The sequence below is a fragment of the Marinoscillum luteum genome, from assembly GCF_044005705.1.
In the GTDB taxonomy this organism is placed as follows: Bacteria; Bacteroidota; Bacteroidia; order Cytophagales; family Cyclobacteriaceae; genus Marinoscillum; species Marinoscillum luteum.
The window spans coordinates 326,069-350,734 of the sequence record NZ_JBIPKE010000015.1; the positions used below are offsets into that span (position 1 = coordinate 326,069).

General features: G+C 44.9%; 26 protein-coding genes. 9 read left to right on the forward strand and 17 right to left on the reverse strand.

Features of this window, described 5'->3' with window-relative positions:
* The first annotated feature begins 273 nt into the window (after nucleotides 1-273).
* The gene (locus ACHKAR_RS09120; protein ID WP_395417147.1) at nucleotides 274-504 is read left to right on the forward strand and encodes a DUF2188 domain-containing protein; all 231 of its coding nucleotides are present in this window, start codon (nucleotides 274-276) and stop codon (nucleotides 502-504) included.
* A gap of 56 nt (nucleotides 505-560) precedes the next feature.
* Here the strand turns inward: ACHKAR_RS09120 and ACHKAR_RS09125 are convergent, their stop codons facing one another.
* From ACHKAR_RS09125 to ACHKAR_RS09165, 9 genes are all read right to left on the reverse strand, one after another.
* Nucleotides 561-833 (reverse strand): hypothetical protein, encoded by a 273-nt coding sequence (locus ACHKAR_RS09125; RefSeq protein ID WP_395417148.1) that lies wholly within the window; start codon nucleotides 831-833, stop codon nucleotides 561-563.
* 10 nt (nucleotides 834-843) lie between these two features.
* The gene (locus ACHKAR_RS09130; protein WP_395417149.1) at nucleotides 844-1,128 is read right to left on the reverse strand and encodes a hypothetical protein; all 285 of its coding nucleotides are present in this window, start codon (nucleotides 1,126-1,128) and stop codon (nucleotides 844-846) included.
* A 2-nt stretch (nucleotides 1,129-1,130) separates the two neighbouring features.
* On the reverse strand, nucleotides 1,131-1,376 hold the full coding sequence (locus ACHKAR_RS09135) for a hypothetical protein (protein WP_395417150.1): 246 nt from the start codon (nucleotides 1,374-1,376) through the stop codon (nucleotides 1,131-1,133).
* Entirely contained in the window at nucleotides 1,363-1,770 is a 408-nt protein-coding gene (locus ACHKAR_RS09140; protein WP_395417151.1) for a DUF5675 family protein, read from the reverse strand. The genes ACHKAR_RS09135 and ACHKAR_RS09140 overlap by 14 nt, the downstream gene beginning before the upstream one ends.
* An 8-nt stretch (nucleotides 1,771-1,778) precedes the next feature.
* Entirely contained in the window at nucleotides 1,779-2,552 is a 774-nt protein-coding gene (locus ACHKAR_RS09145; protein WP_395417152.1) for a hypothetical protein, read from the reverse strand.
* Between the two features lie 446 nt (nucleotides 2,553-2,998).
* Nucleotides 2,999-4,252 (reverse strand): VapE domain-containing protein, encoded by a 1,254-nt coding sequence (locus ACHKAR_RS09150; protein WP_395417153.1) that lies wholly within the window; start codon nucleotides 4,250-4,252, stop codon nucleotides 2,999-3,001.
* Nucleotides 4,245-4,748, reverse strand: coding sequence for a hypothetical protein (locus ACHKAR_RS09155; RefSeq protein WP_395417154.1), 504 nt, complete (start codon nucleotides 4,746-4,748; stop codon nucleotides 4,245-4,247). The genes ACHKAR_RS09150 and ACHKAR_RS09155 overlap by 8 nt, the downstream gene beginning before the upstream one ends.
* Entirely contained in the window at nucleotides 4,745-4,942 is a 198-nt protein-coding gene (locus tag ACHKAR_RS09160; protein ID WP_395417155.1) for a hypothetical protein, read from the reverse strand. Before ACHKAR_RS09160 ends, ACHKAR_RS09155 begins: the two co-directional genes overlap by 4 nt.
* Before the next feature lie 230 nt (nucleotides 4,943-5,172).
* On the reverse strand, nucleotides 5,173-5,487 hold the full coding sequence (locus tag ACHKAR_RS09165; protein ID WP_395417156.1) for a helix-turn-helix domain-containing protein: 315 nt from the start codon (nucleotides 5,485-5,487) through the stop codon (nucleotides 5,173-5,175).
* 516 nt (nucleotides 5,488-6,003) lie between these two features.
* On the opposite strand from ACHKAR_RS09165, the gene ACHKAR_RS09170 reads away from it, so the two are divergent.
* The 8 genes from ACHKAR_RS09170 (at nucleotide 6,004) to ACHKAR_RS09205 (ending at nucleotide 12,027) form a co-directional block, all read left to right on the forward strand.
* Nucleotides 6,004-6,339 carry an ArsR/SmtB family transcription factor gene (locus tag ACHKAR_RS09170; RefSeq protein WP_395417157.1) on the forward strand — a complete coding sequence of 112 codons (336 nt, stop codon included), beginning with the start codon at nucleotides 6,004-6,006 and terminating at the stop codon, nucleotides 6,337-6,339.
* 47 nt (nucleotides 6,340-6,386) lie between these two features.
* A complete protein-coding gene (locus ACHKAR_RS09175; protein WP_395417158.1) occupies nucleotides 6,387-6,857 on the forward strand; it encodes a DUF6428 family protein in 471 nt (156 codons plus the stop codon).
* A gap of 23 nt (nucleotides 6,858-6,880) precedes the next feature.
* The gene (locus ACHKAR_RS09180; RefSeq protein WP_395417159.1) at nucleotides 6,881-7,507 is read left to right on the forward strand and encodes a low molecular weight phosphatase family protein; all 627 of its coding nucleotides are present in this window, start codon (nucleotides 6,881-6,883) and stop codon (nucleotides 7,505-7,507) included.
* Nucleotides 7,504-8,274 carry a metallophosphoesterase family protein gene (locus ACHKAR_RS09185; protein WP_395417160.1) on the forward strand — a complete coding sequence of 257 codons (771 nt, stop codon included), beginning with the start codon at nucleotides 7,504-7,506 and terminating at the stop codon, nucleotides 8,272-8,274. The genes ACHKAR_RS09180 and ACHKAR_RS09185 overlap by 4 nt, the downstream gene beginning before the upstream one ends.
* Complete coding sequence (gene arsB, locus ACHKAR_RS09190) at nucleotides 8,252-9,304, forward strand: ACR3 family arsenite efflux transporter (protein WP_395417161.1); 1,053 nt, start codon at nucleotides 8,252-8,254, stop codon at nucleotides 9,302-9,304. The genes ACHKAR_RS09185 and arsB overlap by 23 nt, the downstream gene beginning before the upstream one ends.
* Nucleotides 9,305-9,500: 196 nt before the next feature.
* A complete protein-coding gene (locus ACHKAR_RS09195; protein WP_395417162.1) occupies nucleotides 9,501-10,970 on the forward strand; it encodes a potassium/proton antiporter in 1,470 nt (489 codons plus the stop codon).
* 85 nt (nucleotides 10,971-11,055) lie between these two features.
* Nucleotides 11,056-11,421, forward strand: coding sequence for a hypothetical protein (locus ACHKAR_RS09200; RefSeq protein ID WP_395417163.1), 366 nt, complete (start codon nucleotides 11,056-11,058; stop codon nucleotides 11,419-11,421).
* Nucleotides 11,422-11,532: 111 nt separating this feature from the next.
* Complete coding sequence (locus ACHKAR_RS09205; RefSeq protein WP_395417164.1) at nucleotides 11,533-12,027, forward strand: hypothetical protein; 495 nt, start codon at nucleotides 11,533-11,535, stop codon at nucleotides 12,025-12,027.
* Between the two features lie 73 nt (nucleotides 12,028-12,100).
* On the opposite strand, the gene ACHKAR_RS09210 is transcribed toward ACHKAR_RS09205, so the two are convergent.
* The 8 genes from ACHKAR_RS09210 to ACHKAR_RS09245 form a co-directional block, all read right to left on the reverse strand.
* Nucleotides 12,101-13,378 carry a DUF3570 domain-containing protein gene (locus tag ACHKAR_RS09210; protein ID WP_395417165.1) on the reverse strand — a complete coding sequence of 426 codons (1,278 nt, stop codon included), beginning with the start codon at nucleotides 13,376-13,378 and terminating at the stop codon, nucleotides 12,101-12,103.
* Nucleotides 13,379-13,388: 10 nt separating this feature from the next.
* Nucleotides 13,389-13,598 (reverse strand): DUF4266 domain-containing protein, encoded by a 210-nt coding sequence (locus tag ACHKAR_RS09215; protein ID WP_395417166.1) that lies wholly within the window; start codon nucleotides 13,596-13,598, stop codon nucleotides 13,389-13,391.
* Entirely contained in the window at nucleotides 13,582-14,508 is a 927-nt protein-coding gene (locus tag ACHKAR_RS09220) for an FAD:protein FMN transferase (RefSeq protein ID WP_395417167.1), read from the reverse strand. Before ACHKAR_RS09220 ends, ACHKAR_RS09215 begins: the two co-directional genes overlap by 17 nt.
* On the reverse strand, nucleotides 14,505-14,912 hold the full coding sequence (locus ACHKAR_RS09225) for a thioredoxin fold domain-containing protein (protein WP_395417168.1): 408 nt from the start codon (nucleotides 14,910-14,912) through the stop codon (nucleotides 14,505-14,507). The genes ACHKAR_RS09220 and ACHKAR_RS09225 overlap by 4 nt, the downstream gene beginning before the upstream one ends.
* Nucleotides 14,913-14,926: 14 nt before the next feature.
* Complete coding sequence (locus ACHKAR_RS09230; RefSeq protein WP_159579336.1) at nucleotides 14,927-15,403, reverse strand: hypothetical protein; 477 nt, start codon at nucleotides 15,401-15,403, stop codon at nucleotides 14,927-14,929.
* A 29-nt stretch (nucleotides 15,404-15,432) separates the two neighbouring features.
* Complete coding sequence (locus tag ACHKAR_RS09235; protein WP_395417169.1) at nucleotides 15,433-20,694, reverse strand: Ig-like domain-containing protein; 5,262 nt, start codon at nucleotides 20,692-20,694, stop codon at nucleotides 15,433-15,435.
* A gap of 123 nt (nucleotides 20,695-20,817) precedes the next feature.
* Nucleotides 20,818-21,513 carry a LytR/AlgR family response regulator transcription factor gene (locus ACHKAR_RS09240; RefSeq protein WP_395417170.1) on the reverse strand — a complete coding sequence of 232 codons (696 nt, stop codon included), beginning with the start codon at nucleotides 21,511-21,513 and terminating at the stop codon, nucleotides 20,818-20,820.
* The gene (locus ACHKAR_RS09245; RefSeq protein ID WP_395417171.1) at nucleotides 21,510-24,563 is read right to left on the reverse strand and encodes a histidine kinase dimerization/phosphoacceptor domain -containing protein; all 3,054 of its coding nucleotides are present in this window, start codon (nucleotides 24,561-24,563) and stop codon (nucleotides 21,510-21,512) included. The genes ACHKAR_RS09240 and ACHKAR_RS09245 overlap by 4 nt, the downstream gene beginning before the upstream one ends.
* Between the last annotated feature and the right edge of the window lie 103 nt (nucleotides 24,564-24,666).

The following is a 24,666-nucleotide window of genomic DNA, read 5'->3' on the forward strand; positions in this document are numbered from 1 at the left end:
AAAAAGAGGTCAGCAAGTTAGGCTGGAGCACATCCCAACCCTGATAGAAAAGCAAGGAACTACGGCATAAACCCGCATCCCTTCGCCTAAGCCATTTATTCCGTTCCTCCTTGCATTTCTCCCCTCCAGCCTGGTCAATACGCTTTCTATTTTTTCTTTTTCTTACCCGCTTCTGGTGGGTTCTTTTTCTTTCTTCTCTTTTGGAAAACAGCTAAGGGTCAACTATTTAATCTAAAGATGCGTTATAAATGACAAGTATCAATAACTAATTCTATGGATAACTATCATCTAACTAAAAAGGGAGATAAGTGGAACTTGACCAAGGAGGGAAACTCTAAAGCCACAAAATCATTCGATACCACCAAAGAAGAAGCGATCAAGCAGAGTGCTGATTACTTAAAATCAGGCAGTGGAGGAAGTATGAAAATTCATAAGGAAGACGGAAAGATTCAAGAAGAAAGAACCTATCCAAGAAGTAAGGATCCAAAAGAAAGTAAAGGTTAGGAACAAGAAAGCAGGATCCTTTCGAACCCTGCTCACACCTCACCAGAACATCTGCCCTACTTCACCAATGCATTCAAACCGGAATCCGAGGTGAGCGAATTGGCCTGAGCCGCATCATTCTTCACCTGAATCACCAGGATTCGGTCGTCATCCTCCACAGTCTGTTTCAGGTTCTCCAAAACATTCGAGGCTTGTTCATCCTCCTCTGCTTTGATCAGAAAGGTAGTATTCATCACTTTCTGCGCCACAGGATACTGCTCGATCCTTCTCACCAGCTTGTCATAATTCTTATTGCCAAACAGGTCATAACATACAAGGAAGTTTTTCATTTAGATTTATTTAAAGAGTTAGAAATTGATTTCTGTGCAATTTCTGTGCAGCTTGTTGAAGGCTCAATTCCTCCTCATCTACAGTTGCTTGACTTACTGCAGTAAGTACACCTCCAGCTACTCCCACATAGGCAGCAGCCGTTACCAGAGCTACAGGTAAAGCAACCGGTGCGGCAAGCACTGCCCCACTCACTGCAGCCAGCGTTAAGCCGATATTCCGAAGCACTCGAAAGAACTTTGGAGTAGGCGCTTTCACCCGCTCGATCACGCCAAGATCATTCACTGATTTGGTCATAGTCAGTCATTAAAAGTTTGATTTTCCAATCGATCAACTCGCCTTTCCAGGAAGTTGATCCGTTGATTCAGGAGATCATTCATTCCTTTAAATTCGGTTCGAATGATCTCCGTGGTATTCTTTACCTGGGTAAGATCCTGCTCCACCTTTTTGAAGTCAGCCAGGAGCTGACGTAGAAAGTAAGCCACCACACCCAAAAGCAAAGACAGCACCCCGCTAAGGATTATATTCAGTTCAAGATTTTCCATCACTAGTGATTTTTAGGAACACATCTTCTCGCAAATGCTTGGCACTAAACACATGCCCGTTCAATACATCACAAGCCTTTCTGGACGAGTCTCCACGCCCTGGTCCGGTAAGTACACTCACTGGGGCGATACATCCCTCCAGTTCCTTAAGTGCATCATTGGCAGGATGAAAAAGAATCCCATCCCTACCAGGCACATCCATCACCAGGATGTGATTGCCTCGCTTTTCCGTATGTCGCTTAGACAGGAGATATCGCCCTTCAGGAATACAGGAAATATTCCGCTGGTTGTCCCACCATGGTAGCTCAATCGTATAGCAAAGAATAGAGCCATTATAGGTCAACCGTCCATTAGTTCCTTTGGGAAAGTACTTGCGAGTAAGAAGCAGCTCCATCAGTAGAACTAGTTTTCTTCAACTGCTGCCGGCTGATCTACAGCCACCAGGGTTAGCGGGTTAAAGCTTCCATTCTTCAATGGATACATTTCACCATTCACCGATTGCACAAACTCAAGCCCCAATACCAGGTAGAGACTCTGTTGATTGTTTGCTGCCACCGCATTGCTCAACTCAATAGCCTCTTCCAATTGAGAACCCAGTGCCAGATCATTCGACTTGGTCACGGTCACTTCAAAGGTTTCATCCTCATAGTTGATAGCCGCCCCAGCTGACACGATCTTCACATGAGTTGCACCCTGAGGTCCCACAATAGTGTTACCAGGTACAAACTCTGGAATACTCACATTCAGAGTCCCAGCTACCCGATCAATAGCTGGCACATATGGAGTAAACAAAGTAGCACTCAGCTTGCTGTTGATATTGAAATCAAACCCACTGAGGAGGCCTTGAATACCAGCAGTCACAGTCCTTTTACCTCGCTCATTAACCGCATCTGATTGAATCACCCGGATCATCTCCTTAGTCAATCGGCTGGTTACTTTCTTGTCAGCCGCGTTCTGCAGCAACAGCCTGAAGGCCGTTCTCAATACCCTTCCGGCACGTCCTGCCTTCCCAAACTCACTACCGTTTTCACGGGTACGTTGAAAAGCCGGATCATTTTTGATCCGATCCGCATCCACACCTCCCTTTTCCCTGGCCAGGTAGCCATCAGAGGTCTTGTAGAAGGAAACATCCCCGATGGTTCCCTCCAGTTTCATTATCCCTTTTTGTCTTGCCATTTATAAAAGCATTTTGATTTCAGGCAAGATGAGGAGGCTCTATGACCTCACTTCCCACTTCGGGACAGTTCGGTAACACTTAGGCAAAACATAGCTAAAACATGATTGTATGATGGACAAGACATGCAGGATAGACAAACCATACCAAAGCCCTGGATAAAGCATACATAGTGCATGCTTTAGGTTATTCCAGTGGCTTCTTACTACGCTACTACAGCGACTACTTCTACTACCATTTAACTACACTTGCTACTACAGTTACTCTTTTGATATTCAATACTTTAAATCAAAATGTAGTAGAGTAGTAAAGGAATCAGAACAATTCTCCTTAAGCACTCTCTCTTACTCATAAAAACACTCATAACCAGCCACTTAAATAAAATGACTGGCTACTCATAAGAGTCCATTAAAACTGAAGTAGAAGTAGTAAATCAGGCAGGCAGCAACTACACTTCTTCGCTACGAAGACCGTGCTGGTATTGCATATCAGAGCTGTGGAGATGCTCGATCACAGGATGGACATAGCGAGGCTGCCCGTGGATCCGCTTAGACACCTTGTTGTTAAAGCCCAGCTTCTCCATGGCCATATTCAGCTTCCGGATCGAAAGCTTCATATTGGAATAAGCATTGAGTTTGGTCAGTATCTCGGAAGGCATAAGGAAAGTTGCCAGGGGATTATCTGCTGTAGTAGGCTCATACAACCTGATCAGCCACTCCTCTTCAGGAGAGCTCTGCCGGAATAGATTGTTCATCACATTGAGGATCCTCATTTCCTCCTGCTGGAACCAGTAAGGAAACCCTTGCTTTAGTAGATGCAAGGCTTGCGCCCAAACCTTGGCCATCTCAATCTTATGGTCAAAGTGAATCCCATTTACTTTAAAGACCAGATACCGCCTGTTCTCATTATCAGTCAGGAACTGAGTATTGTTGACACTTCCCATAAAGCTGCACACTCTGTCCCGCTTCCGGCTGAATCTGTGCCAGGTCTTTCGGTTTGTCACAAATGGGGCGGTGATGATGGCCTTCATACTATTGAAGTCCTTACCAAAGATCGTCTCCAGCTGGTCATCAATATTCACAAACCACTTCTCAGCAAGGTAATTGGCCGTGTTGTTATCCGTAAGAGATGGGTTGATATGAGAGCAGACAAGAAAGTCCTCCAGTCCTTTTGGGCACAACCTATTCAACCAGGTTGTCTTTCCTATTCCCTGGCCACCTGCCAGGATCAGACAGAGCTGGTTAGTGCCTTGCCCCAGCACAGTCGCCACACTCCCCACCAACCACTTTTGAAGGTATGGTTTCCAGAGCTGCTGCAGGTGTACATTCTCCACTGAGACTTCATCGATTTGCACACTTTCCGCCAGCTTTTGAATGTGATCCACCCCGTCATGATCAGGCAGTGTTTCAAAGTAGGCTTTCAGGGGGTGGTGGTTTTTCACCAGGTGAGAGTTAAGTATTTTGATCAGAACAGCATCCGAAACTTTAAAGCCATCCACCTGCAATTCAATCCAGATCGAATTGATCCGTGCTTCATCCAGCACCTGAAATCGCTTTTCCTCAACGGGTCGGTATTCTACCTCCAGGGTAAGGTCGTTCCTCCTGAACTCATACTTCAGATCCAGATAGTCTTTCACCTCCAGGATCTGGTGTTTTTTCTTCTTGCTGTTAGGCTTCTTTTGAATGTCCTGGTGCTCAAGCATAGGCATTCATTTTCATTTCCGCCAATTCCCTTTCCCACCTAGCTTGGACATTCTTGTTCAAAATACGCCAGAGCTGCTCTCGCTCTCCAGCTTCTAGTCCCCTAATCATTTCCACTATTGAGCTCGACAATTGCACTTCGCCATTCTTGTAATGACATATTGCCTCTTGTACCAGGTAAGAATTACCCTTCGCTATCCAGGCTGGAAAGTCCATAATCCCGTGTATGATACAGATCGCCTCCAGGCTCTCTTTGTCATTCAGCAACTGGTGATAACCTGCTGACCCCTTTAGGGATAATTCTATAGCCAGTTGATCATAGGCCTGCAAAGTGGTTATCACCTCATGTTGGTAGTCAATAAGGGCTTTGATGATCTGGTTTTGGATATTCAGGAATCGGTCACTGACCTTATCCTGATCAGCCAAGTATTGCAGGTTGTCCTGGAGCTTTCTCACGGCTTTTTCAAAGCGTTCGTTCGCTTGATCAAACCTTTTCATTTCACATCCAGATAAGGTGGGTAGCCCAGGCATTCATAGATTTTCATAACCTGCTTCGGAGTGTACAGTAAACCGACCCGTTTACCAATCTCTTTCTGATGTGGGTCGATCCATTTCTTCATAATCTTATTGCTTACATCGTAAGCATTGGCGAGCTCAGATAGGCTCATGGGAGTTGCTATAAAATCATTCATCGTGGTAAAGCGTTTTTGGTAAGGTTAAGGAATGACCGGGAGCGTTTCAACCAGCTGGTTTCATCCCGTCACAATCAGTAAGAAACTGTCTATCAGTGGCCTGAAACATAAAGATTCGGTAATCTCATAGCTTCATTGAGTGGGTTAGTGTCCATACTCATTCATCTCAATACAAATACCAGCATACCATTCATAAACTTATGGTGTGTGATATTCATTTAGCCACAAACTCATTGATTTAACCGAAGAGCAGTTTCTTCCTGAATTTCCTTCTGGCTCTTCACACGACCTTGTTCAATCCAGGCTACCAGCTCAGATTTCTTGAAGTACACCTTCTTACCACGCTTATAGAATGGGATTTCATTTTTGCTTGTGCGGCCATAGAGAGTGGCCACAGCATCACCAAGGAACCTGGCCGCTTCACGTACGTTCAGCAGCCTATCTTCTTCGCCTTCCGGCTCAGAAGCCTTGTGATCTCTCACACTTACCAAGAGCCCCTCGATCCGATCCAGGCGCTCATATAATTCTTGAAAAGGGTTTTCCATTGCAAACTTGTTTAGCTTCTGTTTGCAATATTTGGAAGTTGATTTTTATGGGTTCTTAGTTTGGGAAGGTGCGGTCAAAAGATCGAAAAAGAAAGCTTAAGAAGTATGAATTCGGATTAAATTAGCTGTCAGATAATGACGTAAAAAATGCCCTCAACTTTAAATATTGTTCTACTTCATATATTGTCCCAATTTTGACCCAAAAACCACCCCAAACAGGTCAAAAACAAAGAAAACTAACCAAAAATAGAGTAATCCGTGTACCTCTATTGTACCCCTTAACAATTAACTAACTGATAATCAATAAAAAGAACTTTCTGTATCGGCAAGTAATGCCCATTCATCTTTATCAATCTCAGAAAGCCAAAAAGTACATTGGAGAATCAGTGTACATGGATCGAGCATCAAACTGGGTAGTTGATGAAGTATTGAGCTCCATTTGTACCTGATATTGGCTAAGGCCTTGCTTATCTCAATAACTCATCGTAATATTGCAATGACATAACGCAAAGAAAGATGGGAGTAACCAAGACAGACCTTTTTTCAACCGTACAAAACGAAGTAGCCGTGGCAGCAAAGGCATTTGCTCACCCCGCCCGTGTAGCCATCATTCAGCATTTGCTTAGAACCAATGCCTGTGTCAATGGAGATTTGGTGCAGGAATTGGGCCTGGCTCAGGCCACTGTGAGTCAGCACCTGCGTGAATTAAAAGACATTGGCATCATCAAGGGCACCATTGAAGGATCACGCATTAGCTACTGTATCAATCCGGTGCGGTGGGCCGAGATCAAAAGTCAGTTTAATGAAATTTTCAATCAGTTTGATTCACCCTCTTCACAGGAATGTTGCTAAAAAAAATTATCTAATCATATCGTCATATTGCAATAACATCACAATACATGAAATTATCAGAAATCAAATCAGCCTTATCCGAAATACAGGAAGTCAAATTCCGCCTACCCAATGGGAAGTATGTTCCTTCACATTTTCACGTCACTGAGGTAGGAAGTATTCAGAAGCACTTTATTGACTGTGGCGGAACGGTGAGAAAAGAGACAGTAGTCAATTTCCAACTTTTCACAGCTGCTGATTACGATCACCGACTGAGTGCTCAGAAACTTCACGCCATCATAGAACTCTCAGAAAAGCACCTCGGGCTGGAGGATTCGGATATTGAAGTGGAGCATCAGGGAGAAACCATAGGAAAGTATGGCCTGGAGTTTCAAAATGGTTCGTTTCAATTGACCAACAAACAAACCGATTGCCTGGCCAAGGAAAAATGCGGTATTCCAGTGGAAAAACCAAAAATCAGAATTTCATCGTTTGCCGCTCAGGAAAACGCTTGTACTCCTGGATCAGGATGTTGTTAATCAAAAAAATCAGCTCATAAATCATGCAAACACAAAACTTAGCAGTGCATCCGGAACTTCAACTGACCATTGAAAAAGCAAGGGAGCAAAACATTTCGGAAGAGCGCCTTGCCGTGCTCAAACCACTGATCGAATACATTCAGACCAAAATGGATCAGGGCAAAGAAGTCAACCTCAACTTTATTTGCACCCATAACTCTCGAAGAAGCCAGTTCTCCCAGATTTGGGCACAGACGGCAGCCAACTATTTCGGCATTCCGGCGCTTTGCTATTCGGGGGGTGTGGAAGTTACCGCATTCAATGAGAGAGCAGTAGCATCTATTAAGCGGAGTGGTTTTAGGGTTTCCTCCAAAGGCGACAGCAACCCTATTTATCTCATTTCTCATTCTGATGATAAAGAGCCCATCAAGGCCTTTTCAAAACTCTTCGACGATCCCATCAATCGGGCAGATCAGTTTGCCGCGGTGATGACGTGTTCGCACGCAGATGAGAATTGCCCGTTCATCCCGGGAACAGAAAAGAGAATTCCCGTGCGATATGACGATCCCAAGGAATTTGATGGCACCCCTGAGGAAGCAGAGCGATATGATCAGGGATCAATGCAGATCGCTTCTGAGATGTTTTATACATTCTCACAGGTCAAAAAATGAAAATAGCCTTCTTTTCAGACATACATGCCAATCTGCCCGCGCTCGATGCCTTCTTCAGGGATATCGAACAAGTAAGACCAGACGCCCTATACTGTCTGGGAGATCTGGTGGGCTACAATGTCTGGGCCAATGAGGTGGTTGAAGCCATAAGAAAACGCCACATTCCTACCATTATGGGGAATCATGAAGAGGCTCTGCTTCTACCCCTCAAGGAAGATAACAGGTCTGCCAAAGGGATCACTGCGAGGTTGCTCACCACGGAAAACAAGAACTACCTGACCAATCTTCCCAGGCACCTCAAACTCGTCTTTGAGACCAGCGGGGAGCGTTTCACCCTTTTGCTGGTGCATGGTAGCCCAAAAGCTGTGAATGACTACCTGGTAGAGGACTACCCTGAAGACGAAATCGTGGAAATGATGGAAGCGCAAGATGCACAGCTTGTGTTGTGTGGGCATACGCATATCCCATATCACCGAACCATTCAGACAGGAATGGATTACACCCATGTAGTCAATATTGGTTCTGTAGGGAAGCCAAAAGATGGTGACCCCAGGCTGTGCTACGCCCTAGTTACCCTGGATGAAAATCTTTCAAAACACAACCCAAATGCGATTCGGGTGGAATTCAGAAGAGTAAACTACGACATAGATGCAGCTGTAAGTGCCATAAAAGAAAGTGAATTCCCTAATGAATTGGCAGATCAACTTCTGCAAGCCAAATCGTTATCAAACCATCATCACAATCATGACCAATACGAAAAAACTTAGTTTCCTTGATCAGTACCTCACCCTTTGGATATTCCTTGCCATGGCCATTGGAGTAGGCATTGGCTATTTGTTTCCATCTACCTCCACCTTCATTGATTCGTTTAGTAGTGGTAGCACCAATATTCCCATTGCCATAGGCTTGATCCTGATGATGTACCCACCGCTGGCCAAAGTGAATTACAAGCTGCTGCCGCAAGTCTTTAAAAACGTAAAGGTTCTTTCCATTTCATTGTTGCTCAATTGGATCATCGGTCCTGTTCTGATGTTCATTTTGGCCCTGACCTTCCTGCAGGATTACCCCGAATACATGGTTGGGCTCATTCTGATCGGGCTTGCCCGATGCATTGCTATGGTGCTGGTATGGAATGATCTGGCAGAAGGGAGTAGTGAATACGGCGCAGGATTAGTGGCTCTGAACAGCATTTTCCAGGTGTTTGCTTACAGTTTTTATGCCTGGTTGTTTATTACGGTTTTACCCCCCTATTTTGGTTTTGATGGAGCCATTGTGGACATATCCATTGTCACCATTGCAGAAAGTGTGGCCATCTACCTGGGCATTCCATTTTTGATGGGAATCCTTAGCAGAGTGGTATTGGTAAAAGCAAAGGGAGAAGACTGGTACAAAACCAGGTTTATCCCAACCATTTCTCCCATTACCCTGATTGCCTTGTTATTTACCATCGTGGTAATGTTCTCCCTAAAAGGTGAACTGATCGTGCAGATCCCCATGGATGTCGTGAGAATCGCTATTCCGCTATTGATCTATTTTGCTTTGATGTTCCTGATTGGTTTCTTCATCAGCAAAGCGATGGGAGCCGATTATGACAAAAACGCATCCATTGCATTTACAGCGGCCGGAAACAATTTTGAATTGGCCATAGCCGTGGCCATTGCTGTTTTTGGTCTCAATTCGGGACAAGCATTTACCGGAGTAATAGGCCCACTGGTGGAAGTCCCGGCATTGATTCTATTGGTACGGGTAGCATTTTGGCTCAGAAAAAAGTACTACCCTGCCAAACCAGTTCAATAGTAAACCCATAAGTACTTGATTACTCAAGGCTAATTGAATAATTTGTATGGGAGCTGGCGGCTTTACTCCTAAAAGCTCAAAATAGGTGGGTCTAATATTAGCCCACTGGATAAGACCGATTGTATCGGACAACCCTTTTGATGTATTTTGAGACACTCAAACTAGCTATGAGCAAAAACAGCCTGATCGGAAGTATATGAACATCACCATAGAAAATATCATTCTTATTGGGTCGGTACTATTGCTCATAAGCATCATCGCCGGGAAAACCAGTTATCGATTCGGTATCCCCACGTTGCTGCTATTCCTTACCATTGGCATGCTGGCCGGATCAGATGGCATTGGAGGTATCTATTTTGACAATCCTCAAATCGCACAGTTCATTGGAGTGGTTTCTCTTAATTTCATCTTGTTCTCAGGAGGTTTAGACACCAGTTGGCAATCTGTAAAGCCCGTATTAAAAGAAGGTATTGCCCTGTCTACACTCGGTGTTCTCTTAACCGCCATTGGTCTGGGCTATTTTGTTTACCTCATCACGGACTTTAGCCTGTACGAAAGTCTCCTGCTGGGTGCCATTGTCTCGTCTACCGATGCTGCGGCGGTCTTTTCCATTTTGAGAGGTAGAAACCTCGCTCTGAAGAAGAACCTCAGACCTACATTGGAGCTGGAAAGCGGAAGTAACGACCCAATGGCCTATGTACTTACCATTGCCTTTCTTTCACTGGTACAGGAGCCGGAGCAAAGCATTTTCTCAATTATTCCATTGTTGTTCCTTCAAATGAGCATAGGTGGAGTAGCCGGTTTTCTCTTCGGAAAGCTCAGCAAAATCGTGATTAATAAAATCAAACTGGATTATGAAGGGCTATATCCGGTGCTCACCATAGCCCTTATGTTTATCACCTTTTCCGCAACGGACGCCATAGGCGGCAATGGCTTTCTGGCGATATACATCTGTTCGGTCTATCTGGGTAATCAAAATTTGATTCACAAAAAGACCATCATGCGGATGTTTGATGGGCTGGCCTGGTTGATGCAGATCGTCCTGTTCCTTACGTTGGGTTTATTGGTCTTTCCGAGTCAGATTATCCCCTTCATCGGTGTTGGCCTGTTGATCAGCATCTTCCTCATCCTGGTCGCTCGTCCGCTCGCCGTTTTCATTGCACTCATCCCGTTTAAAATGAGGCTGAAACGGAGATTTTATATTTCGTGGGTGGGCTTAAGAGGTGCAGTACCCATCGTATTTGCCACCTATCCACTGCTGGCCGGAATAGATAAATCTCATGCCATTTTCAACATCGTATTCTTTGTGTCCATCTCCTCTGTGCTTGTACAGGGCACCACCTTGTCCATCGTAGCGAAATGGCTGAACGTTGGACTACCAGAGAAGGCAAAGCCACTATCCCCAACGGATCAACTCATGGTGGAGCATCCCAAAACCTTAATGAAGGAAATAGTGGTGGAGGAAAACTCTACGGCCATCGGTTTGAAAATAGTGGACTTGAAGTTTCCGAAAAACGCCATCATCGCTATGATAGAGCGTGAAGGGAATTACCTAACCCCAAACGGTTCTACCGAACTGATGGCCCGTGATAAGCTGGTGGTACTCACCGACAAAAAGGATGTATTGAATGAAGTATATGCTTCACTACGAATGGATAAGGCATGATACGCTGACTTAAAAATCATAAAAAACAACCAACTTTGTATTTTAGCGGTTTGAGATGTTTGACATCCATTTACTACGTTCATAATTGAGTATTCTAAAGAAAACAGGCACAATTACATCCTTATTAGCCATTTACCTGTTGGCTATTGGGTTGGCTTGTTCTGCACAGGCACATCTCCTCGTGCAAAAGCAAGGGACTGCTGCTTATTATCAATCAGATCAGTTAAGCGATCAGTTCAAGCACACCTTCCCCCCGACCTACAATGTCATCATTCAGGGGACTTCTTCACCAAGACCCTATCCCACCAATGAGAGTCAGACCTGGGCGGTTCTGTGGGCACATTCATTCCATTTCGACAGGCCATTTAATGGACTATACTATCATGTGCTCAATCTTCTTATTGAGCAAGAGAAGGCCGATCTCCTCTACCCTTTTCATTTCTTCTTTTAGTTCCCTCCCATACTTCACCTGAAGGCACTTCTGTTTGCCTTTTTCTTAATTGAATTTCCGGCGGCTTACATGCCGGAAATGATGATCACTCACATAATAAAATATAAAAACATGGAGTTGGGAACAACCATTATCGGGCTGGGTGCAACAGCCTTGTGTATTGTACCATTTGTATTAATGCGCAGAAGCACTAAAAAAAAGGAGCATGAACTTATTAATGGCTTGAAGGTCATTGCAGCTTCCTACAATCGGGAAGTATCGATCTATGACTGTGGGATTGACTTTGCCGTGGGGATGTCCGCGGCAAGAGACTTTGTCTTCTTTGTTAAAATCAGAAATGAGGAGATGCTGGAGCAGTGTATTCCGCTGAATGCCATCCAAAAATGTAGGATAGACAGCACCAAAAGGAGCATCAAAACCAAAGATGGTCATGAGTCGGTAACTGACAAACTGGAACTTACTTTTTTACCAATAGTTAAAAGTATTGCGGCCAGCCAGTTTGAGTTTTTCAATTCTGAGGACCACTTTCAACTCAATGGAGAGCTACAACTCATCAAAAAATGGGAGGCGCTTATCAATGAGATTCTGAGTGGTAAAAAACCGTAGGTATTTCTGAATCATGTGGCCCTGTGACACCATCTCAGGGCTACATATTTATCTCTCCTGAGCCCCATACCTTCTATTTATCAAGTTGAAATGAGGTAGAAATAATATGCGCCTGCAGTCCATTGGAGCGGTGCATATAGCTGTATCTTAAGGCCACGGTTTGCAAAGCTGATTTGTGGACAAAACGCTTTTTTAACCCAATGCCCATGGTGTAGGTTTCGAAACTGGACAGATCATAATCTGAGGTGAAATATCGCTCCGTTCTTTCGTGCTCACCATACCCGGCAAAATAGCGGCTGCCTTGCTGCACATAAAACCGAAAATGAGGAGTCACGATCAAAACTGGTGTGATTTTAATACTTGTCTCGTTCTGGGTGGTCAGGGCACGAATCCCAAAACTATCCGAATAAAGATTCACGGTATTCTTCAGAATGATTGCACCGCCCACAAACGAGTTGAGTCTGAAGGCTATTCCTCCTTTCCATCGCTCATATGGCAATTGCTCCACCTTCAGGAACCCATCCGTAAAATAAATCCTGTGAAAAGGGGTGGCCAGCAGTCCCTTCTGAAGCGTAAGGTCCGCAAATAGACCGATCATATTCCTGCGGTTAAGCACCTGCGTGTAGCCCCCTTTCAGGATATACGAATTTCGATTGTGGGTCTCATACCATTTTCTATTGCGGTTGCGCAGCTCAAAAGGGTAAATAAGCTTGGTCGGTCGGTAATAACCGGAGTGAAACAAACCCCACCTCAGGTCATCATTATACATTTGAAACTGTAGACTGTACTTTTTCATTTGGTCTGCACTTTCTTTTGCAACACCAATTTCCGTCTTCAGTGAACTATAATCACTCTCCAAAGACAACCCAAGTCCGCCATCAAGCGTCAGACCTGACCCTCTCAGGTGATGGCCATACGTACCATAGAGGTACCCCCTTCCGTCTAATCGTGAAGCAGAGGAGACAATAAAATCAATATTATCAGCCGAAGCAGAAGAAATGATATCTACCCCGGTGTGCATCTGTACATAATGATTGGCACGATCCTTCCTGACACGAAGCGATGGCCCGTACACCATGAGTTTCTCGGTACCTATTCCTCCAGTCACCGCAGAGTTGCTGCCATCCTGGATATAGTGGTTGTATACTATTTCTACCTGGAGAGGATCAACTGCCTGGCTGGCACCACTATCAGTGAGGCTGAGTATTTGCGCTTCCTGGGCAGGATAGTTATTCACCAGAACTTCATCCGCATATTGGCTGTCGTCAACCTCACTCCTTTGATGCTGAGCTTTAATCATGAGGTGAGCGCTAATGAGGGCTCCGGCTAATACCTCTCTGATTCGAACCATCCTTTATCGATCAATTACACCCACATCCACCACTTGATTTGGGGGCACCTGCCGGCGTAGCTCCCTCGCGAATCGAATGGACATAGTTGGAAAAACGCACTCCATTATCAAAATCCATCTGCATCTCTGGATCATCCACATACTGCCGCTCATAGGGCTTAAGTGAAGCACACGAGGACACCACACCTGCTAAAATCAAAAGTCTAACTAATTGCTTCATATTGAATATCCTTTGAAAAGAAGACCTCTTGCTTATCATCCAACATGATACAATGTGTCTGGGGCAATTCATTGATGAGTGCCATCCCCTCATCCACCCCTTTCACATAGGCTGCCGTAGCCAGTGCATCGGAGAGTTCCGCGCTGGGCGAAATCACGGTGACGCTGGACACACCTGATAAAGGTAATCCGGTGAAGGGACTTATGGTGTGTGAATAGCGTTTGCCCTCATGGATAAAATACTGCTCAGCATCTCCGGAGGTGGCCACAGATGCATTGTGAATGGGAATCTGAAAAAGTATTTTATCATGGTTTTCGGGATCAGAAACCCCCACCTTCCAGGCATTCCCCCATTGATTGAGTCCAAAGGCATTCAGATCCCCGCTGGCATTGACAAAACCTGAGGTCACACCCATGGATTGCCACAGGGCTTTCACCTGATCGGATGCATAACCTTTACCTATCGCGGCAAAACTAATGCGCATGCCATCGTGCTTCTGTATGGAATGAGATTCATGGTCCAGGATGAGGCCAATATACCCCACGGTAGTGAGTGCTGCTTCCACCGCCTCTTGGGAAGGAAACTCAAAATGATTTTTACGAAACTGATACAGCCCCTTGAGCGGGCTCACGGTAATGTCAAATGCTCCGTGTGTCATTCGGCTTATTTTCACTGACCGATCAATCAGGTGAAAACACTCCGGGTCCAGGGCAATGGGCAGATCAGAAGGATGATTATTGATTTTACTAACCTCAGAATCCGGCAAAAACTCTGAAAGCAACCCCTCAATGCGTACAATTTCATCTATTCCGGCCTGCAGGATTTGGCCTGCCCGATTCCCGTCCTCCTCTACCACTCCGAGGCTGAAAGTGCATCCCATCAAACGTTTGGTGACATTCCATTCTTTCACTTCAGTTGTTTTAACCCCAAATCGATCCTCCTGGCAAAATCACTGCTGGTTTCATTCATATAGCCGAGCTCCAGATAGGCCTGATCTGTTGGTTCCACCAATACAATGGTAGGGTAAACACCCTGAAAATCATATCTCCTGGCTATGGAATCATTTTGTGTTTTTTGAGCAGCTGTCAGTTTATTCCTTTGAGGAAAGTCTACCCGGATCAGTGATATATTATTGGCTTCCAAAAACACCTGAAAATCTACATCAGATAAAACAGACCGCTCCAACCTGCGACAGTTGACACACCAGTCCGATCCTTCAAAAATGATCAGTTGGTATTTATTGCCTTCGGGCGGGGAATTATAAGATGTCATTAGCCCGAAGGCCAATGACATCCAAAGGATTCTTACTAACATAAGATATCCAAATCTTAATCGTCATCGCTGGCGTCAAGCATCTTAAATATCCAGGGATCTTTGAGGCCACTTGTTCGTCCGCTGGAATTAGTGGACGGCTTACGCTGGACAGTAAAGTCATCCGGGAAATTATCATCGGTCACAGTGGCCTCAAATTCAACACCGGTTGAAGCGGTAAATTTTATGACCTTGGAGGTAGCGTCATAAGTATAAGTACCCTCACCCTCAGGCCAAACCGTATTAAAACCATCCGGCACATTTTCTATACTATAAGCGAACAACAGGTCAGACTCAGATTGCAGATCAAGTCTAAACTCCGTCCAGTCTCCTTTCTCCGCAATGTCTGCTGAAGGCTCAACCGAAGAATTTTCTGTTTTCCAATATCCTGTCACATCGAAATCTGAGGAATCATCCCCAGCTTCTGGACAACCTGTACATACTATTAATGAAGCAATGGTGATAACCAGAAGTGCTACTTTTAGATTCTTCATTATGATCAATGTTTTGAGTGCTTAATAAATTAATTCTGAAGGATCACCCGATGAGTAGTTTGGGTGGATCCGCTAAATACCCTGACTAAATAAATTCCCGGACGCTCGCCCGATAAGTCAATTTTAGTTTCCTGCATCGGCACATAGATGTCCTTATACAGTACCCTGCGGCCCATCATATCATAAACCTCCAAGTGATCCACAGTACTTCTGCCTTCCATCCTAATGGAAACAAGACCGGAAGTGATTGAAGGATAGACAATAGCTGTTTCCTTTGAGTCTTCTGTCTCCAGAATTAAGACACAACTTTCATTATCAGACTGCCATCCCAAGATCGGATAGCCATTGTTGATATTGTCAAGGTCCATGTCCCAAATCTCCTCAGAGCCTATACACTTAAAGTCCCAACCTGCATCTACAAAACTGTAAGGGTCTTTCATCTGGGCAGTGGTGAGCCCGGTGCCACCGGCACTGCCAGTCTGATTGCTGGTTTCCACATCCCAGTAGCAATTGGTAACGGTAGCAGCTGCCGCACGACCTATAAAGCCTCCCTGAAACAAAGGCACACCCGGCCCGGTATTGGTGGCACCTTTCACGAATCCTGAGGAATATGAATTCACGATACTTCCGCCTCTGGTTTCTCCTATTAAGCCTCCGGTATTTCTCGCATCTATCGTTTCTACAGAGGCGGTTGAATAGCAATTACTCACTGTACCCCCATACATCAGCCCTACGAGCCCTCCTAATGACCGAGAGACATCCCCTTTCAGAGCTCCAGTCGTATAACAATTTTCTATTCTCCCGTTCTCATAAAGGATGTTTACGAGTCCGGCACCATTGTCAGGATCAACACCACTACCTAAACTCACATTCGTAAGCCCTAAATTCCTGACCTCTCCGTTGAGATAATAAAAGAGGCCGCTCACATATGGAAATATATAGACCATCCCGTCAATGGTGTGATAGCCACCATCATAACTGCCAGTGAATTGCCCAGTATTAAGCGCTACCCCATACTCATCATTGTAAAACTCACCATCCTCGGCAAAATCCGAAGCAGTAAAAGAAATATTCTCCGTTTGCAGAAAATGCTTATTATAATCATCCGGCAACTTCATCAGTGAATCCAGATCCTTCTTATTGCTGATCAGAAAAGGGTCACTCACTGTTCCCGCTCCACCACTATAGCAATACCTCACATTCACTACCACCTCTTTCAGCTCACTCTTACAGTCACCATTGACGGCCTCTACCCAGAAGCTTGCGGTGTTAGGCAGTGAGGTGGTTAAACTTGCCACTTCAGAAAGCACATTGTCTTTAGTCTCAGAATCATACCAGGTCACCTCCCCGGCAGTCGCTGTAGCAGTCAACGTAAATTCGAATCCTCCACAGACCGGAGTATCTGCACCAGCAATCGTGACAACCGGAATTTCATTGACGGTCACCTCCACTTCATCCTCAGCCGTACAGCCATCTTCGTTGGTTACTGTCAGCGAATAAGTCCCGCTTTCAGTTACTGTAATAGACTGAGTGGTCTCTCCATTGCTCCAGCTATAGGAAGCAAACCCATCAGGGCCTTCTATGGTATACTCACCACACGATGGAGTTGGAGTGGCTAGTGCAAATTCAGGTTGTGCATTAATGGTGACCTCAATTTCATCTGAGCCGTCACAGGCGTTTTCTTTGCTGACCACAACTGAATATGTTCCTGTAGTGGTGACTTCAATGGTTTGGGTAATAGCTCCAGTACTCCAAAGGTAGCTGGCACCAGAATTGCCTGCATCAAGGAGGACCGTTCCTCCGCATTGTGATATATCCTCACCCAAACTAACGGCAACCATTTCCGGGTTATCCTGCCATTGAAAAATAGGGTAGCCATCATTGACACAGCCATTGTCCATTTGCCAGGTATCTGTGAAATCCCAGTTGGTAAACTCGGCTTGATCTTGCATTTGGGCAGTGGTGAGGCCGGTGACTCCCGCAGGGTCATCATCAAAACCTACTCCTATCGTATTTTGATCTATGTTCCAGAAATTATCATTGACACTACCAAAAATTTCTAAACCAAGAAATCCACCAACATCATTTTGTCCACTTACTAAACCTGTCGCATAGCAAAAACTGATATGCGCCCCACTATTGTACCCTACTAAGCCTCCTACTCTTTCTGCACCCGTAACCGAAACTGCAGCGTAAGAATTGGTAATGGTAGCGTCACCTTCGTTATATCCTACCAAACCACCAACTTGCATTGCCCCGCTTACCGACCCTGTAGCATAAATATTTTGGATTTCACCTCTATTATAGCCTACCAAAGATCCCACATAATCATTACCTAAAACATTTACATTAATTAAACCAATATTCTGCAGTACACCAATAGAATATCCAAAGAGTCCTATTTCATCACTACCTGATATTTGCAGATCAGAAATAGTATGATTCATTCCATTATAGCTTCCTGAAAATGGGTTAGCAGAATATATGCCTATTGGAGTATAAGTATCTGAATCTTCAAAAGTGATGTCTGCAGTTTGGATAAAGTGTTTGTTCCAAAATATACTATTCTCCGAAAGGATCTTCAGATCAGTTTTGGTGGCGATCTCAAAAGGAATTTCCTCCGTTCCTGCCCCGTTAAAAGGACTGGTCAAGGGAATCATTTCCTGGCTCTCGCCTACGTAAGCATTCCCAGCAATATCCTGTATAGAAGCCTCTACCAGCTCAATGGTGACGTCACCGTTTCCATCCGGTGTAACATCAACTGTATAAACCAAAGGATCATCAGATACCTGAAGGTTTGCCACACTAGCATTCACCACGGTGATATCTGCCAATTCAAAGTCTGCATCCTCCGCTCCAAGCAGCTCGTTGAACTCAAAAGTTACAGAAAAGGCACTCAGATCATCGTATGGTATGGAAGAAAGGGCTCCGGTAATGGTTACCGTAGGAGGATCGATATCGTATACCACAGTTATTTGCGCTGCAGTGTTGCTATTTCCTGCAGCATCTATGGCGACATCCGCTGCAATATCTATGATCACATCTCCATTGCCATCAGGCGAAATATTCACCAAATAACCATCATCAAATGAAACCATGTCACCGGATAGGGTGGCGTTGGTCAAGCCGATTTCAGAAACCTCAAATCCAGTTACAGCCTCAGCTGACTCAGCCCCAGGCTCAACAAACGCTATGAGCACCACAAAATCTCCATTGACCACTGTGGGAACATTTCCTGATTCATCAATGATCTCAATCCCTGGTGAGATCAGATCAATGGTGAGTTCAGTATCCGTATCATCCGCCCCTATGTTTCCAGCCGCGTCAGTAGCCAAAACGCTCACCTCATAGGTGCCATCAGCCAAATCAGGAGAGATGGTACCAGCGGCCAGCGTCCAGGTAGTGCCATTGTTGGTAGCCATGTAAGCAGTACCATCCACTGTCACTTCTATGATTGCACTGGCCTCATCTATTGTTCCCGTTAGTTCAGGACTCACCACATTGGTAATCAGTTCATCTACCGTCACCACGGGTGCGGTGGTATCTATGGTCAATTCATCGGCTGTGGCGTCTGTGCCTACATTCATAGCCGCATCAGTGGCAGTCACGCTCACCTCATAAGTATCGTCCGTCAAATCTGGTGTAATAGTTCCGGCGGCCAGTGTCCAGGTAGTGCCATTGTTAGTTGCCGCGTAAGCATTACCATTCACAGTCACTTCTATGGTGGCAGTGGCATCATCTATTGTTCCGGTCAGCTCAGGACTCACCACATTGGTGATCAGTTCATCTACTGTCACCACAGGTGTGGTAGAATCGATGATCAGCTCATTTGTAGTTTCATCGGTACCTACATTCATCGCTGCGTCTGTAGCCGAAACACTCACTTCATAGGTATCATCTGTCAAGTCCGGTGTGATGGTACCAGCGGCAAGCGTCCAGGTGGTTCCATTGTTGGTAGCCGCATAGGTGCTACTATTGACAGTGACTTCCACAATGGCAGTGGCATCATCTATCGTTCCGGTCAGTTCTGGGCTAACGACATTGGTGGTTAGCGCGTCGACAGTCACCACTGGAGTAGTAGTGTCTATGATCAATTCGTCAGATGTGGCGTCCATGCCTTCGTTGAGGGCTGCATCGGTGGCGGTAACGCTCACCTCGTACGTACCATCCGCCAAATCAGGCGAAATGGTACCTGCAGTCAACGTCCAGGTGGTACCATTGTTGGTAGCTGCGTAAGTATTACCATTCACTGTCACTTCGATGGTGGCTGTGGGATCATCTATCGTTCCGGTCAGTTCAGGACTAACCACGTTGGTGATCAATGCATCCACTGTCACCACAGGGGGAGTCACATCATCTGGTGCGACTTCCAAATCATATTCACGAATGGGTGAACCGGAATCATTAGTTCCGAAGAGGTACATTTTGCTCTCTCCACCAAATGCAAGTCCCAAAGGGCGAATGTCACTAAAGCTCAGCACCAAAGACTCCCCTGGCCCTGCGTAAGTAGCTGTGGAAATATCAAATGCGGAAGAAAGTGAATAGGTAAAAATGGAAGATTGATTGGCACCCATATCGAGGTGTACTGCATACATCATCAGACCGTCCAGGCTAAACCTGAACGATTCGGGAGACCCTGTTTCCACATTCACACTGAATGTGTTACCGAGCGATGCAGTAGTAATATCATAGGCAACAGACAAATTGTACTCTACCACCTGATCGTTGGTCTTTCCAATAATGAAAATCTTAGAACCATCATTATTTAACTCTACGCCCGAAGTGAAGTCCTCTTCAGCACTTATATCGAACCTGGCGCGATTCGCCAAAACTGCGGTGGATACATCAAAAGGAGTACTCAAACTAAAGGAATACAGACTATCTCCCTGATCAAAAGTGTTGAGATCAAAGTATGAACCCACCACAAAAAGCATGGAACCATCGGGCTTGAACACAAGATCGTGAGGGGTAATTGTAAAGTCAGAATTGCCCATCGTAAAAGTCTTGGCTACACTCCGAACTGCCGTGGAGAGGTCATAAGTGACACTCAGGTCATAAGTATACACCACGTCCTCGGTGGAGAAACTCGTACCGGATAAAAATATCGCGGTACCGTCACTATTCACCCATATCCCTCCAGGAGAAGAAATATCGGAAAAGACATCCTTTGACTGAACAAAGGTGGCGCTTGCTATATCCTGGCCCATGGATGATTGGATGGACAGGAATAATAAAAAGGTGGCCCTCACCATTTGCGTGAGCCACGGAGTTTTGCGGCGGATAGTTGTCATAATAAAATCAATAAGTCTATATAAAAACTAACTATAATCCAATTTTAATAACATTGACATTATTTAAACAATAAAGTGGTGTGAATAACCCGATTTTGTATGAGTTTGACATGCAAAACCAGGTTATCTACTCATAAAAAGGTCAATGACTTCTTGTTTATGGGTACGGGACAATGGGAGTTTAGCCTCTCCCACTAATACGTATTGGCCATTTACTGCTTCGATCTTGAGTATATTGGCTGCATAAGACCGATGAATTCTAATGAAATTGGAATCATTGAGTTCTTCTAAAAAGCCGTCCAGTGAATTTCTAACAATGTATTTCTTTCTTAGGGTAAAAACTTCCAGGTAATTGTTATCAGACATGATATAGTGAATGTCACGGGTTTTCAATTTCACATTCAAATCTCCGTCCTTGATGAGGATAGTCCCTTCGCTTTTCAGATTTCTTGCGATAATTATTTCTATCGTTGTATAAAGATCACTTTTGATAAAAGGCTTTAACAAATAGGCTGCCGGAGAGGTCTGGGCGGCCTTCTTAATGGTCTTAGGGTCGGAGTAAGAGGTAAGGTAGATAAATGGGATCTCATATTGATCTTGAATCACCTCGGCGATATCAATGCCTGTTTTCTCCCGTCCCAAATTGATGTCAAGAATCACCAGGTCAATATCTTCTGATTTTGCCAGATAATCAATCGCTGCGTCATGATCCTTGGCGATTCCTACCACTGAATACTTTAAATCCAGCAGCATCTCCCTGGTCATCTCTGCTATCATCAGTTCGTCCTCTACGATCAGTATGTTGAATTTCCTTTTCATTTCGGGATTACTATGGTGAAAGTAGTCATTCCATTGTTTACATATTGCATTTGCGCATCGATCTGGTTGAGCAGTATATTGATGAGCTTAAAACCAAAGCCTGTTGATGTTTTAAAATCAAAACTCTCGCCAAAACCCAAACCACTGTCGGCATAGGTCAATTCAAAATGCTCCGACATCTGACTTAGCCGAACGAGGATTCTCCCCTCTTCCCCATTTGGAAAGGCATATTTGAATGAGTTGGTAATCATTTCGTTCAGAATTAAACCCAGAAACACGGACAACTTTACATCCACTTTGAAGTCACTCACTGCCAACTCAATGTTAATATTGGACCTGTCCTGATCAAACATACTCTCCAACTCAAAAAAAAGCTCTCTCAAAAAAAGATCAAAATCAACCTCTGACGCATCCTGTACATCGTATAGATTTTGGTGAACCAGGGCCATCGACTGAATCCTGGCCTGACACTCGTCCAGAATCAACCTCACCTCCGCATCCTTGGAGGCTCTGGCCCGGAGATAGAGCAAACTTTTCAAGAAGGTAAGGTTGTTCTTAACCCGGTGATGTACCTCCTGCATCAGGATTTCTTTTTGCTGGAGCTGCCGGACAACATTGAGCTTTTCTACCTGAAGTTCTGCTGTGCGCTCATCCACCAATTTCTGCAATCTGATTTTAGCCATTCGGGCACGGCTTTCTCTGTAGAAAATATATCCAACAATCAATGTCACGGCCAAGAGGAAATACATCAGCTTGGCTCCATCTGTTTGATACCAAAATGGAAGAATCGTAAACTTAAATTGTAACTCTTCACTTTTTCTGCCCTCCCCTTCGGCGTATACAAGCAGCTCATAATTTCCATACTGGAGCTCTTTAAATGAAATCACATTTGAGCTCACATGATTCCAGTTGCCACTTCGCGACCTGTGCTGGAGCTTGTATACAAGATCAGACTGCTGTCCCCAGAAGATCTTGTTAAACACAAAATTGACAACCTTTTCCTGCTCTACCTCCAAATGGTCCCGATCCACTTCTACTCCATCTGCCAACACTCTATTGAGGGTAAGCCTGGGTCGGGATTTGTCACTCTTGAGGTAATACGGATCAAATGTTTTCAAACTTGTGCCTCCACCAATGAGAATCCGCCCCTGACGATCTCTGGTGATCATGCGGTTGCCAATGAGCTTGAGTCCGTTTTCCTTACCATAAAATTTGTGGGTCAGGCCTTCCTGATCTTTCTCCATGAGCAAAAGGCCGGATGCGGTAGTTGCCATGAAAGAACCCCTTTCGGTCTCCAGAATCTGGAGAATTGGATTACTCTCGGTCTCTTTGATCTGATATACCGTGCTTTGTCCCTGCGCATCCACCACCTGCACCCTGCCACTGGCGCAAAACCATGTATTGCCACTCTCATCCTGAAAAACAAAAGAGATTTGATCGGAGAACAAGCCATTATCCATGTTGAGGTGCGCATACTTATTGTTGCTGATGGCAATCACACCATTGTTGAGGGCCACAGCATAGATGGTCTTATCTGTCGTCTGCAATACATTGATGAACTTAAAATCTTTTAAATCCGGTGCTGAACTGAAGTTGTAAAATTGACCATTGCGGAAGCTATAGAGCCGATTGGCATAATTCCACCCCCAAATTCTCCCGTTCGCATCCATTTTAATATCGTATATGGTGGAGTCCAGCTCCTCATCCTTTTTCATCCTATACGTGGTGAAGACCCCATCCTTCAATACAGTAAGCCCCAGGGTTTCAGACGAAATCCAAACACTGTCCCCGGACACCGCTCCACTGGTGCTGTATCTGTCACTATTGAGGTACTCCACATAGCCCTCCTCCGACTCAGAAATCAATCCCCCTCCATTCATGAAATACCAGGAATTGCCATAGACGTCTGGCTCGATCTGAAAGATTCCATGGTTGCTCACGAATTTCCGAGTAGGCCGAAAAGCCAATTCATCAATTCTGGAAATGCCATTGCCCGCATCTGCGCCCCAGATATTTTCGAAAGCATCAGCCATCAGGGTGAAGGAAACCCGGCCATTGAGCCCATGCTCTTCACCTATAAAATCATATTCCCCATTTTTCTTGATTAAATAAACCCCTTCTGCATAGTCTGGAAACCACAGCCCTTGTTCGTTTGAAGCAAAAGAATAGATATGATGACGTCTCCGGTCATTCAGCAAGACATTGAACAGCGAGTCATTTCTATGCTTCATTAACTTACCCCTAAACTGGCCTAACCACAGCTCTCCACCCACCTCAAGCAAACTTCTTGGTGAATTCTCAATACCCTCCCTTTTATACATAAAAAGACTGTCTTTCTGGATGTACCCAAACCCAGAATTACCAAAGGCGAACCAAAGCCGGCCATCATCGGTACGGATGGCACAGCTCACATGGGGAGTTGGCAGGCCCGCGTTGTACTGATACATCTGCCCTTCTTTCAGAATAAAAAGACCATGGTAAACGGTAAAAATGAAGAACTCTCCGGTTGCGGAACTCTCGCTAAACCCCTGCAGATGGGTAGGGCCAAAGTCCATTTCCGGCACAAATATTTTCTGGTTCTGAATGTAGCAAATATTGATATCTGTAGCCACCCACAGTTTCCCCTCCGCATCAAACCACAAACTCCGGATGCCCGTGAGCGAAAAAGCTGAATTGCCCTGATAAACACTTAACTCCTTCCCATTGAAAACCAACAATCCTTTAGACGACCCCAAGTAAATCAGACCGTCCTTGTCTTCAGCAATGACGCTTATGTCATTGGTCAGTAAACCGTGGGCCTGATCTAAATACTTGATGTTGGAGTTGGAGATATCCTTGAAGACCATGCCATTTGGGATATCAATCCGCTGATCCAGGGTGAGCTCATACGCTTCGAAATGTAACCGACTAAGGAGATCAGGCTGTATGCTGGTGACGAACTCTGGTTGCTCATCCAGATAGACCTCCCTGATCACCGGAGGCGCGGGATCCGGTGGGTGCTTTTTCACCTGAGCGGGAAACTGATCTGAATAGGACTTTATCGCCTTCACATCGGGTAAGGGCCTCCAGTCATATTTGACTTGTGAAAATCCGCTGAAGGGAAAAAAGATCCAGGCCCATATTATCCCATAAACCACATAAAAATGGCCTTTC